This is a genomic window from Streptomyces sp. DvalAA-43 (assembly GCF_900091725.1).
Classification (GTDB): domain Bacteria; phylum Actinomycetota; class Actinomycetes; order Streptomycetales; family Streptomycetaceae; genus Streptomyces; species Streptomyces pulveraceus.
This window is the reverse complement of record NZ_FMBW01000043.1, coordinates 441,482-454,702: the sequence shown is the minus strand read 5'-3', so window position 1 is coordinate 454,702 and position 13,221 is coordinate 441,482. Positions and strand designations below refer to the sequence as shown.

The 13,221-nt window shown below is 73.3% G+C and carries 5 protein-coding genes; 2 read left to right on the top strand and 3 right to left on the bottom strand.

What is annotated here, in order from left to right:
- The first annotated feature begins 38 nt into the window (after positions 1 to 38).
- Together GA0115234_RS16630 and GA0115234_RS16625 are read left to right on the top strand one after the other, a co-directional pair.
- Positions 39 to 953, top strand: a complete 915-nt coding sequence (locus tag GA0115234_RS16630; RefSeq protein WP_237541406.1) for a response regulator — start codon at positions 39 to 41, stop codon at positions 951 to 953.
- On the top strand, positions 950 to 2,056 hold the full coding sequence (locus GA0115234_RS16625) for a sensor histidine kinase (protein WP_093542318.1): 1,107 nt from the start codon (positions 950 to 952) through the stop codon (positions 2,054 to 2,056). The genes GA0115234_RS16630 and GA0115234_RS16625 overlap by 4 nt, the downstream gene beginning before the upstream one ends.
- Before the next feature lie 3 nt (positions 2,057 to 2,059).
- On the opposite strand, the gene GA0115234_RS16620 is transcribed toward GA0115234_RS16625, so the two are convergent.
- From GA0115234_RS16620 to GA0115234_RS16610, 3 genes are all read right to left on the bottom strand, one after another.
- On the bottom strand, positions 2,060 to 3,142 hold the full coding sequence (locus tag GA0115234_RS16620; protein ID WP_093542443.1) for an NAD-dependent epimerase/dehydratase family protein: 1,083 nt from the start codon (positions 3,140 to 3,142) through the stop codon (positions 2,060 to 2,062).
- 544 nt (positions 3,143 to 3,686) lie between these two features.
- A complete protein-coding gene (locus GA0115234_RS16615) occupies positions 3,687 to 6,065 on the bottom strand; it encodes a UvrD-helicase domain-containing protein (RefSeq protein ID WP_093542317.1) in 2,379 nt (792 codons plus the stop codon).
- A complete protein-coding gene (locus GA0115234_RS16610) occupies positions 6,062 to 13,147 on the bottom strand; it encodes a DEAD/DEAH box helicase (RefSeq protein WP_093542315.1) in 7,086 nt (2,361 codons plus the stop codon). Before GA0115234_RS16610 ends, GA0115234_RS16615 begins: the two co-directional genes overlap by 4 nt.
- Positions 13,148 to 13,221: the final 74 nt, after the last annotated feature.

The following is a 13,221-nucleotide window of genomic DNA, read 5'->3' as shown; positions in this document are numbered from 1 at the left end:
GTCCGCGGTGCACCGCAGCGGATGCCAAGGTGGTGGACATGCAGCCGACCCCGGACCCCTCACCCCTTCGCCCCGCCCACGGGGCGCCGCCGGTCCACCACGGGCCACCGGCCCGCCCGGCGCCCGGAGGCAACCACGCGGGAAGCGGGGTCCCGCCGTCCGGGGAGGCCTCGGCCGGGGAGAGCCCGCCCCCGGGCGGAACGCCCTCCGGCGCCCCGGCCCGCGGCCATGTACTCGTCGTGGACGACGACCCCACCGTCGCCGAGGTGGTCACCGGATACCTGACCGCTGCCGGATACGACGTGGCCAGGGCGGCGGACGGCCCGGCCGCGCTCGAACAGTACGCCGCCCGCCGTCCGGACCTGGCCGTCCTGGACCTGATGCTGCCCGGCATGGACGGATTCGAGGTCTGCCGCCGGATGCGGGCGCACGGACCGGTGCCGGTCATCATGCTGACGGCGCGCGGCGACGAGGACGACCGCGTCCTCGGTCTGGAGACGGGGGCGGACGACTATGTCACCAAGCCGTTCAGTCCCCGCGAACTCGTCCTGCGCGTCGACTCCGTGCTGCGCCGCGCCGGGGCGGCCGCGCGGCCCGCCGGCCGCTCCGCACTGCTCGAAGGCGCGGGTCTCGTCCTCGACCCAGCGGCCAGACGGGCGACGTGGGAGGGCCGCGTACTGGCCCTCACCCTGCGGGAGTTCGACCTGCTCGCCTTCTTCCTGCGCCATCCGGGCCGGGTGTTCGGCCGGGAAGAGCTGATGCGCGAGGTCTGGGGGTGGGACTTCGGGGACCTTTCGACGGTGACCGTCCATGTCCGCCGGCTGCGCGGGAAGGTGGAGGCCGACCCGGCCCGCCCGGAGCTGATCCGCACCGTCTGGGGCGTCGGCTACCGGCTGGACCTCCCCCCGGACCGCACGGCCGGTGCCGGACTCGTCGGCGGAGCGCCGGCATGACCGATGTCCTCCTCATCGCGCTCCTCGCCTTCCTGGGCGCCGCCGCGGCCGGACTGCTCGGCGCCCTCGCGCTGCGGCTCTCCCGGCGCCGCTCGCTCGTCGTCTCGCTGACCGTTGTCGCCGCCGTGGCCGTCACCGCGATGCTGGCCGGGACACTGGCCGTCGCCTGGGCGATGTTCCTCTCGCCGCACGACCTGACGGTGGTCACGACCGTCGTCGCGATGGCCGCCGTCGTCTCGCTCGTCACCGCGATGCTGCTCGGCCGCTGGGTGGCGGCGAGGAGCCGCGATCTGACCCTCGCCGCCCGTTCCCTCGGCGACGGCGGCACCTTCGCCGCCCCCGAGGCCCCGGCCACCGCCGAACTCGCCGCACTCACCCGCGAACTGGCCACCACCAGCGCCAAGCTCGACAGTTCGCGGGAGCGGGAGCGTGCCCTGGAGACCTCGCGGCGCGAGCTCGTCGCCTGGATCTCGCACGATCTGCGCACCCCGCTCGCCGGTCTCAGGGCCATGTCCGAGGCGCTGGAGGACGGCATGGCCGTCGACTCGGGACGCTATCTGCGGCAGATACGCACCGAGGTGGAGCGGATGAACGACATGGTCGGCGACCTCTTCCAGCTCTCCCGCATCCACGCCGGCTCGCTCGTCCTCGCCCCCACCCGGATCTCCGTCCACGACCTGGTGGACGACGTGCTCGCCGGTGCCGACCCGGTGGCGCGCTCGCACGGAGTACGGCTGGTCGGCGACCGGGTCGAGGCCGTACCCGTCGAGGTCGACGGCAAGGAGATGAGCCGGGTCCTGGGGAACCTCCTGATCAACGCGATCCGTCGTACCCCCGCCGACGGCACCGTCGCCGTCGCCGCGCACCGCGCGGGTGCCGGGGTGGTCCTCTCGGTGACCGACGGCTGCGGCGGCATCCCGGAGGAGGATCTGCCCAGGGTCTTCGACACCGGCTGGCGCGGCACCCATGCCCGTACGCCCCCGGCCGGCGCGGGCCTCGGACTCGCCATCGTGCGAGGGATCGTGGAGGCGCACGCCGGCCGGGCGGAGGTCCGCAACGTCACCGGCGGCTGCTGCTTCGAGGTGACCCTGCCGGTGGCGTGAGTCTCAGCAGCGAGGAACGGCGGGAGCCGGGCGCAGCGGCGCCGCCGCGAACTGCGCCATCCCCTCGGCGAAGCCCACCTCCGGCTTCCAGCCCAGTTCCTCGCGCAGCCGCCGGGAGTCCGCCGTGACATGGCGGACGTCCCCGAGCCGGTACTCGCCGGTGACCACCGGGGCCGGGCCGCCATGGGCGGCGGCCAGGGCGGCGGCCATCCGGCCGATGGTGTGCGGCTGTCCGCTCCCGGTGTTGTACGCGCGGAAGCCGCCGGGACCATGTGCCGCGACCGTCTCCAGCGCCACCGCGTTCGCGGCGGCCACGTCCCGCACATGGATGAAGTCGCGCCGCTGGCCGCCGTCCTCGAAGACCCGGGGCGACTCGCCCCGCGCCAGGGACGAACGGAAGAAGGAGGCGACACCGGCGTACGGGGTGTCGCGTGGCATCCCCGGCCCGTACACGTTGTGGTAGCGCAGCGACACCACACGGCCGCCCGTCGCGCGCGCCCAGGAGGAGGCGAGGTTCTCCTGGGCGAGCTTGGTGGCCGCGTACACATTGCGCGGGTCCGCCGGCGCGTCCTCACCGACGAGCCCGGGGGCCAACTCCGTGCCGCAGGAAGGGCAGCGGGGCTCGAAGCGGCCCGCGGCCAGATCGGCCTCCGCGCGCGGGCCCGGCCGGACCGGCCCGTGCCGCCGGCAGTCGTACCGGCCCTCCCCGTAGACCACCATCGATCCGGCGAGGACCAGGCTCCGCACCCCCGCCCCGGCCATCGCGGCGAGCAGCACGGCCGTCCCGAGGTCATTGCACCCCACATAGTCCGGCGCGTCCGCGAAGTCCTTGCCGAGGCCGACCATCGCCGCCTGGTGGCACACCGCGTCGATGCCCCGCAGCGCACCGTCCACGGCCTCGCGGTCACGCACGTCCGCCACGATCATCCCGCCGTCGCGGCCGGCACCGCCGGGCGGGGCCGCACCACCGCCGTGCGCCGAGGGCAACAGGGCGTCGAGCACCACCGCCTCGTGCCCGGACGACACGAGGGTCCGCACGATCTCCGAACCGATGAACCCGGCGCCGCCGGTGACCAGTACACGCATGGCGCCCACGGTAGGCCGCCCGGTGCCGAGTCCCCGGCTTCCGGACCGGCACGTCACGGGACGGTAAGCAATACGGGCGCGGCACCGGTGCGCCCGGGGCCCCCTAGTCCGGAGCCGAACCAAGGACACCGCCGCATCCCGGCCCGCGCCACGTTCCTACTGGCCGGGCAGGGATGCGGCGGCATCCTCATATCAAATGTCCCGGAAGACACCACGCAGTTCTATGGCCTGCGACGATACGCGGCGGCAGAACGGTGACCTGCATTAGTCATCTTTCAGGTGTCTCCTGCGCGTACACGTTGGTGCGGTCGAAAGTCCCAGCAAAGTCCCAGGGGCTACTGCAGCCCACGACCGCGTTCTCTGGGCTACATGCGGGCCATTTTGATGTGAGCACCGTGGAGCGGACGACCCCTTTGCCGCAGGGGACTGGCCGGAGTCGCGAGTCCGTGGAAATCGTCGAAGCGTTTCCGATGACCTCGCAAGCGGAGTGCGTGGCGATTCTGTAACCTGCTGACAAGAGGGCCTGACCTGAGATTATGTGGCGTCAGGCCGCGTTTGAACCCGAAGGCGGACCGTCCTCCCGCAACAGGGACGACGCGCGGCCGGCGTCGCGGTCGGCCTGCCGGGGCAGGTAACGGCTTGGTCTGCCGTGCCAGGTGACGATCAACTCGTCCCGTGCCCGGGTCGCCGCCACGAAGAGCAGGGAGCGGGCTCGCTGCTCCTCCTGGCGATACCGGTCGGGACTGCTCAGCCTGAAGGTCTCGATGCGCTGATGGGGAATCAAGCCTTCGCTGACACCCGCCAGGAACACCCGCTGGAATTCCAGCCCCTTGAACCGGTGCATGGTGCCGATGTGCACGGTGTCGACGTCGCGGGGGCCCTCCCGGCCGATCTCGCTCGCGGGAATCAGGAACGGTTTGCACGCCAGCGTGTAGGCGAGCTGTGTGACGGCGTCCTTGTCGGGCACGCTGACGGCCATGGCGGCGTACGGAGTGCCGTAGCGCTCGTGACGTTCCTTGAGCAGGGCGGCGATCGCCCGCATCTCGGTCTCCCAGTCGGGAGCACGCCAGTACTGGGGAGCCAGCCCGGTCAGTACGGACCGGTACCCGTCCAGGGTGTCGGCACCGTCGTCGAGATCGTCGAAGCTCTCACCGTGGACCAGGCCGTGGGCGCTGCCCAGGATCTCCCGCGTCGTGCGGTAGTTCAGGGTCAGCCGTCGGGAGGCTCGTCCAGGGGTGTTGATGCCGAGCCGGCCCAGCACCACCTGGTGCGAGTAGATGCGCTGGTGGGCGTCACCGACCAGGAAGATGTCGTCCGGCCCGGGGGCCGTCATCGCCCGCAGCATCCGCCAGTGGGAGGCCGACAGGTCCTGGGCCTCGTCGACGACCACATGCCGGTAGCGGGGCTTGAGCCACATGCCGCTTCCGGCCTCACGATGGACGAGGTCCAGGCCGCCGTGCTCCTCCTTGTAGCGTGCCTGCTCGACGGCCTTCGCCATATGGCGCCCCTCGATCCGCGCGGCCTCGTCGGCGATCAGCGCGTACGTGGTGCGGCGGGGCGGACCGTCCAGCAGCGAGCGGTACGTCTGCACCAGCTCCCACACCTTTTTCCGGTCGGCTCGTTGCAGCACTCCCCGGCCTTTGCGTTCCGCGCGGAAGTACAGACGCTCCGTTCCGCAGCCCTGCGCGAGGATGACGTGCTTGAACTCCGCGTCGAGGAAGTCGGCGTCGTAGTCGAAGACACCCACCTCCGTGCACGCGCGGTGCCAGAGCGCCATGGCCTCCTCGTCGCCCATGGGCGTACCGAGCACCGAACCGGGATGCTGCTCGACCACCTCCCGGGCGACCTGGTCCACGGACTTGACGTCGACCCGGCGCACGAGCGCGTCACCGCCGAGCCGGTGCAGGCGCTCCCTCAGGTCGGCGGCGAGATTCGTGTTGTACGTGGTCAGCAGCACGGGCCGGGTCCGGCCCGGGGGGAGCCGGTCGACGAGGTACCGGACCCGGTGGAGCGCCACGACGGTCTTGCCGGTACCCGGCCCGCCCGTGACCTTCGCCGATCCCTTGAAGGACGTGGTGGCGAGCCGGCGCTGCTCGGGATGGAGAAAGAGCCGCCACGCCTCGAAACCGTCCCCGAGCGCGTCCAGGACCGCCGCGTCCTCCGTGCTCACCTGGGAGACGGGGCGCCGAGCGGCCTGCGCCCAGTCCTGCGGGTCGACTCGTCCGTCGGCCCGCCACTGGTCGGTGACGAACGCGCGCACCTCGGACGGCTCCATGCCGTCGTGCAGCGCCAGCAGCACCTCCCGGGTGAGCCCCGGGAGGTTGTGACCGAGCACGGCCTCCAGCTGGCGGCCGTCGGTGATGCGCCGCAGGGCGGGCAGCAGGGAGGCGATGACACCGAGCTCGACCAGCCCCCCGTCGCCGTAGCGGGCGAAGAGCGGGACCGGGAGAGCGGTCGGCACGGGTTCGGAAGGCGAGGCGGCTTCTTCGGCGGCCGGGGCTTCCCCCGGCACGGCATCCGGGGCCGGATCGGGCTCCGGCCGTGCGGGCATCGCCACCACCTGGGCGCTGACCTCGCTCTGGTCGACGAGCTCGACACCGCCGGAGACCGCGTTGATCTCCACGGTCAGCCGGGCGAGTTCGTCCCGTGCCGCCGGCCCGATCCGGAGGGCCAGCAGACTGAAGCGGTTCTCCTCGGTCTCGAGGAGCAGCCCCATGCGACTGCCGTCGAGGGAGGCGAGGAACAGGCGCCCGTTTCCGCCCGTCTCCCGCAGGAAGACCAGCCGCAGCGCCCTGTTGGACCGGTCGGTGCGCAGCCGGCGGACGAAGTCGCCCACCGCGTTCTTCGTGGCCGCGTCGAGGCGCCGGATGTCCTCGTTGGCCTGCGGTGTGACCGTGACCTGTGTCCGGACTCCCTGGCTCATGACCGGTCCCCTCCCTCTCCGGATGCGCTCTCCCGCCGGTCGTCCAGCAGGGCGGCGAGCTCCTTCTCGTCCCAGCCGCCCGGCGCCCGGACCTGCCACCCGGCCGCGTGACACTGCTCCATGTACGCGTCGTCGGCCGCGTCCTCGTCCAGGACGACCGCGATCCTGCGGTCCGGCCAGGCGAGTTCGAGCGGCCTGGAGAGACCGGGGGCGTCCCAGCCCGCCTCGGCGGCCCGTACCTGGCCGCGCTCGGCGAGTGCCGTGGCGAGGGCTTCGATCGCCGGGTCGCCCACGTACGACAGCTCACGAAGGACGAGATCCCACGCGGCGCGTTCCAGCTCCGTCGGCACCGCACGCGCACCGTCGGCCTGCGGCGACGTGCCGGGAGCCGCCTCGGCCGCCGCCTCCGCCGCAGCGCCCGGGTCCTCCCGCTCCGCTTCCGGCAGCACGAGCCCCGTGCCCGGCAGCTCCTCGCGCAGGGCCGGCAGGAGCCCGCCGGCTCGTACGGCCGTGGCCGCCAGCAGTCCCGCGTCGAAGGAGTCCAGCTCGCTGCGGGCGAGTTGCATACCGTCGGCCCGGCCGGTCCCGGCCGGATCCAGGAACTGGAGTATGTTGCCCCAGCACAGCCACGCCTTCCAGCGCCGCCGGTGCGTGTCGCCGTCCCCGGCGACGGCCTCCGCACGGTCGTCGAGCACGGCCAGCGCGCTCAGCCCCTGCGGTTTCGTCCGGGCGTCACCGATCAACGTCAGCGGCAGGCCTGAGCCGTCGCGTACGGGGTAGAGCTTCAGCCCCTGACCGCTCACCGGCGGCCGGGCGTCGCCCCGCAGCGTCGCCTCTATCCACGCGACGGCCGCCCCGGGGGAGGCGTCGACCACCTCCTCCCGCTTCGCCAACGGGAGCAGACCCCCCACGCACAGCCGGGCCAGCGCGTGCCAGCGCCGCAGGTCGGGGTCTGCGAGGAAGGCGAGGAGGGCGGGGACGGCACCGGCGAACAGCCGGTCGATCTCGGCCGGGTCCTGCCGCTGCCGCGCCCAGTTGGCCCGGGCCCGGCCGCCCGGTGTGGCGTCCCCGTCGACGGCGTACGGCGGCCACGCGGCCTGCGCCGACGGCCCGGCCAGGGCGGGGGTGAGGGCCTGTGCGCCCTCGTCCCCGTCCGCCGCCGCACCGCGGCCGGCCCGGGTCCGCAGCTCCTTGTCCCAGGCCATGACGTCGTCCCAGGTGATCTGCCAGACCAGCATGCCGTCGGCCCGGAGCCGGGCCCGCTTGGCGGCGTCCCCCGCGATCCGGTTCGTCGCCGCGGAGGCGTGCCACCGGTAGCCGTCCAGGTAGACGGCCACCGGTACGGGCGGCGCCCCGTCCGACGTGGTCTCACCCGCGACGGGGCGCAGCAGCAGGTCCGGCACCGTACCCTGGGCGTGCAGCGGTTTCTGTGCGACGGACTCCCAGCGGATCGGGGAGCCGTCCCTCCGGCGCAGCGTGAACTGCTTGCCCTGGCGTCCGGTCGGGGTCTCCTCGTGCTCCACGTCGGCCTTGTTCGCGGGATCGTCGAGCCAGCGGTCGAGGCAGTCGATGAACCGCCGCTCCAGATCGCTCTGGGCCTGCCGGGCGAAGCGCCTGCGGTCCTCCTCCTCGGCCTCCGCGCGGCCCGCCCGGTCCTTGCGGAGCGACTTGACGTCCCACCGGCTGTGCCCGTCCGCACCGAGCACGTCGTCGAGCATCCACAGCGCTTCGAGGCGGTCCAGGAGCGGGTATTCGCGCTCCGGCGCGTATCCCAGCAGACAGAGGTGACATGCGCGCCGGGGCCCGTTCTCGCACGGGCAGGCGCGCAGGTATTCCTGCGCCGCCGCCAGCACCGCCCGGAATTCGTCGCCCACGCGCTCGACGAGCCGTTGCAGATAGCCCGTGCCGCCGGGCAGTGAGTCGTAGAGCACCAGGTAGTTGCGGGTCAGCCCGGTCTCGCGGTCCGGTTCCGTGCTCGGGGTGGACCGGATGTGCGCGGGGTCGCCGCCGTAGCGCAGTGCGAGCCCCAGGTGCAGGGCGGCGGAGAAGGACGCCAGGCGTTCCGGCACGTGCAGGGTCGCGGCGGGCAGCAGGATGCGCAGCGCCTCGGTGCGGTGCTCGGTCGCGGTGATCACCCGCCGGTCCTGGGCCTGGACGGCCCGGCCGCGGCGCCGGGTGGGGCACCAGGGGCGGTGGTGGGCGAGCTCCGGCCGTCCGGCGAGGGATTCGGATAGCTCCTCCTGCACGGGGGCGTGCCCGGGATCGCGGTCGGTGGCGCCCCCGCACAGCGGGCAGAGCACGAAGGGTGTGACGGTGACCTCGGTGCCGGCGAAGTACGTGTCGGGGCGGCGGTTCGCCCTGGCGGGCCCGAGGTTGAACCTCCGGATGACCGCCTCGCGTACGTGGTCGACGCCGAACGTGGCCCCCGTGTGACGCCAGCTCTCCTTGATCGCGGCCGGGTCGATGTCCACCGCCGTGGCCGTCGAGTAGTGGCGCTGGTTGCGCGTGTCGACGTCGTCGATGATCCGGGCGTCGTCCCGCTTGTCCCGGGAGGTCACCTTGTGCGGGACGATCACGTGGTGCAGCGCGGCCCGGCCGCCGATGCCGGCGCCGCCGCAGCGGGGGCAGGGCGAGGTGTCGGTCTCGGCATCCTTGGTGCGGACGTGCCCGCACTCCCGGCAGACGCGCCAGGCGGCCACCGCCGGACGGGCCTCGTCCTCGCCGTCCTTGGGGCGCGGACCGAGATCGAAGCCGTCGATGGTGTGGTGGTAGCCGAGGACGTAGTACGAGTTCCCGGGGGCGAGCTCGGTGAGCGCGGACTCGGCCGGCCGGGTGTAGGTCCGGGGCTCCGTGCGCCATTGCGACGCGGGCGCCTTCTCCGCGTCGGCACCGGCCGCATTCCGGGCCCGCTTGGCGGGCTCCTTGTGGGTCAGCGCGGCTTCGAGGCGCACACCGCCCTCCACCAGGCTGTAGTTCGGCAGCAGACCCCGCTGGACCAGGAACGCCTGAGCCCCGGCCTGCGCGAACTCCTGGAGCTGCCCCCCGACGGCCCTGGCCTCCCGGGCGAGGTTGCGCTGCTCCCGTGCCTCGTCCTCCACGTTCTCGTGCAGGGCTTCGGCCGCCTCGTTGATCCGGGCGCGCCGGTCCACGAGCTCGGCCCGCTCGGCCTCCCAGTCCTCCTCGGCGTCCCGCAGCGCCTCGGCCAGCTTCCCCGCCGCATAGCGGTGCAGCGACGCACGGGCATCGCGGGAGACCCCGGAGTCGGGCACACCGTCGATCTCCGGGAACAGCTTCAGGAAGTCGTCGGCCAGATCCCTGCGCCCGGTCACGGCCTGGGAGAACCGCCGCAGCCAGCCGACCCGCCCGAACAGGGCCGTCACCCGGTCGGGCAGTGGGGTCACGCCCTCCAGGCGCCCGCGCGCGGCCAGGTCGACGAGATGGGCGACGTACTGGCGGCGCAGCAGCTCGCCCGCCGACAGGAAGCAGCCGGGAGGCAGGATCCGCCCGGCGATCAACTGCCGTGGCTCGGCCAGGTGGTAGAGGGCGCGCGGGCTGGTGTCGGCGAGCGACACCATGAGCGCGTTGCCCGTCGAGCGGCCGGCCCGGCCGACGCGCTGGACGTATCCGGCGGTGGTCGGCGGCAGGGAGGCCAGCACGACCGCCTCCAACTGGCCGATGTCGATGCCCAGTTCGAGGGTGGGCGTGCAGGACAGCACGTTGGGGTCGGTGTGCCGGACGCCCTGCCGGAAGCCCTTCTCGACCTCTTCACGCTCCTTGCGGGTGAGCACCCCGGTGTGTTCGGCGGCGACCACGCTGTACGGCCCCGCGTCCCGGTACAGCTGCCGGTAGTAGTCCGCCCGGTAGTCCCGGCCGGCCCTGCCGGGCGCCTCGGTCGAGGGCACCGCCAACTGCCCCTCACAGCCCTTGAGCGGGCAGGGCAGGCCCTGCCACACCGGCACCCGCTCCGGCGGCACGGTCTGCGTCCAGCCGCACTCCGGGCAGGCCAGCGCCGCGTGCGCCGTCTGCTCGTCGGTCAGCGGCCGCACCCGGATGTGCCCGGGGGTGAGCCCGTAGGTCCCGTGGTCCTGGTTTCCCCGGCCCGCCGCCTCCTGGCCGGTGCGCCGGTGGGCCAGGGCGCCGATCGACGGGTCGGCCAGCCGCGGCAGCAGCTCGGCGAGGTAGCCGGCGGCGAGGGCCCGGTCCATGCCCAGGCAGCGTGCGGCGAAGTCGGCGTACCAGCTCTCCTTGGTGTCGACCCGCTCGAAGTCCGTACGGCCCGATCGCGACCCCACCAGGACGAAGGCGGGCGCGTCCGAGTTCCAGCCGAAGGCCTGCATCCCTTCGGGGCGTCCGCCCCAGACGGGGTAGCGGTTGCGCCCCTCGGCGTTGATGAACTCGTCCAGCCACTTGTGCCGGATGCCGCCGCTGGTCCGCACGTGTTCCAGGAGTCCGCGGACGAACCCCTCGAAGCGGCGCAGCCGTTCCGGCCCGGAAGCGGGCAGGACCGGAGGAGCGGATTCCCCGGCGGGTCCGTCGTCCTCCGCCGCTTCCTCGGGGTCCACGGGCAGCTGGCGGCGCAGGTGCTCCCTGTACAGCCCTTCCGCGAGCTTGGCAGCGGTTGTCGGGTCCGGCAGATACACCTCCGCCGCCACCGTGCGGGTGAGCTCCAGGGTGCGGCCCGCCCGCGAGTTCAGTCCGAACTCCAGCAGGGTGTTGAACGCCAGCCGCTCACCGACCAGTTCCCACGTCCCCTTGGGCAGCCGCTTCTTGCCCGCCAGGAGCCGCTTCACCTTGTCCACGTCGTGCAGGTCGGGCGGCACGACGGACGCGAGCAGCTTCTCCTTGTCCACGGAGGCCCGCTTCACCAGCGCGGCGATCAGCTCGTTCAGCGGCACGCCCTCGTCGGCGAAGTCCGGTTCCTCCGCCGAGCGCTGTGCCAGCTGTTCCTGCACGAGCGAACGCAGCGAGAACTTCCAGGCGCGCGACGCGACGAATCCGGCCCGGTGCGCCGCGTCCTGCACGGAGTCGTTGAAGATCAGCGTTTTGCGCGCGTCGTTGCCATCGGCGTCCTTCTTCGGCAGCTCCCCGCCGGTGAACAGCTGGGTGACCGCCACCGAGGCGAGCGGGGCCACACCGGCACCGAGGAACCGGATGCCCTGGGCCTGCCCGCAGGCCGGGCAGCGGTCCTGCTTGGCGTACGCGTCCTGGTCGGCGTTGTCGAACCACGCCTTGACGAACACCCCGTTCTCCGGGGCCTCGGCGATCGATCCGTCGGGGCGCAGCACCTCGTCGGGGTCTATCCGGCGCAGCGCCTCCCCGTTGTCCTCCAGGACCAGCACGGTCGCTTCGCGGACCGCCGCCCGCTTCCCGCGCCGCATGCTCCGGCCGAGTGCCTGCCGCGCCTGGTTCGCCGCCTCGGCGGGCGTCGCCGCGATGAGCGCCCGCACCCGGGCCTTGCAGGCCCCGCCGCCCGCGCTGAGCCGGTAGACGTCGTCGGGCGCGGAGACGAGGGAGGTCGGGTTGCGCTCGGGGCATACGGCGCTCCAGCCGGAGCGGCCGCAGTGCCGGCAGTACGCCGACGGCAGCCGCCCGGCCCGCGGCACGACGCGGTTCCGGTCCGCCTGCGCGGCGGATGTCACGGAGGCGGAGGCCGCCCGGTCGGCGTCCGTCCACGAGAAGGCGGGCTGCGGCGCGACGAAGCGCAGCACCCGGGAGAGCGCACGCACCCACAGGTGCGTCTCGACGAGCAGCAGCGGCCGGTCCTTGCCGGCGGGTGCCCCCGGGTCACGCGCCAAGGAGATCAGCGCGATGAACCGGGCCAGCGCCTTGGCGGCGATCTCCGGGTCCTGCGCCGCCGTCACCCGCCATGCGGAGCTGGCGGGGAAGGCCGCCAGGATCTCCCCGGCCGTGAGCGGCTGGTCCACGTCGGCGGTCAGCAGGTCGTGGGTGAGCGGGTGCGCGAGGAGGCGGCGCCCCATCTCGCGGGCGTCGGACGTGTCGCAGCCCAGCACAAGCCGGGAGACCTCGTCGAGCCCGCCGTCGCGCGCGGGCGGATCGGGCAGGGCTGCGACCTGGGCAGGCGAGGGCAGCGGCAACCACACGTCCACGGGGGAGAGGAAGGAGTTCAGGTTCCGCCGGTCCTCCCCGACCACGGCGTCGTCCGGAAAGCGCACCCCGAACACCTGCGACGCCACGTTCAGCATGGCCCGGGAACCGCCCGCACCGCCCTGGTCCTGCCGGTCCCGCACGGGCGACTCACCGAGCGTCGCCGAGGTGGCCACCGGGCAGATCGAGCCCAGCGGCCGCCCCTCCTCGGCCGCTCCGACGACCACGCCGAGCCGCCTCAGCAGCATGGCGACGTCGGTGCCCTGGGCCCCGTCGTACGTGTGGAACTCGTCGATCACGATGTACGCGAGGTCCGCGTCGGCCCACAGCGGGGCGTCCTGCTGCCGCTGGAGCAGCAGGTCCAGCATCTTGTAGTTCGTGATCAGGATGTCCGGCGGATTCCGCCGTATCTCCGCCCGGTCGACGGCGACCCGCCCGTACGGGGAGCCGTTCTTCGTGGAGCTGGCCTCACCGATGTAGAGCCCGGCGGTCACGTCCCGGAGCCGCTCGTTCTCCAGCAGCTCGCCGATCCGGTCCGCCTGGTCACCCGCGAGCGCGTTCATCGGATAGAGCAGCACGGCCTTGATCCCGTGCTTCCCGGCCGCCTTGGCCCGCCGGCAGTGGTCGATGACGGGGACGAGGAACGCCTCCGTCTTGCCGGAGCCCGTGCCGGTCGTGACGAGGGTCGGCTGCGGGACGCGCCCGCCCTTGGTCGTCAGCCGGGCGAACGCCTCTGCCTGGTGCGCGTACGGCCAGAAACCGCCCTTGTACCAGTCGAGGTGCTGCTGCCAACCGTCCTCGGCCGCGCGGAACGGCCGCCGGAGCCGGTGGTACGGCCCGCGGAAGAGCCCGTCGGCCGGGTCCGTGAGGAACTCGGTGAGGGCCCTCTGGGTGTCGGGCTCGGCGAGCGCGAACGTGGTGGTCAGATACTCGACCGTGGTGTCGCGCAGCGCCTGCGCGGCGAGTGTGGGACGCATGGTGCCCGCCGGCCCTCCCCCTGTGTCCTGCTCCGGGCGCTCCCGGACGCGCCTTGCGACGTGTGACGTCGGCC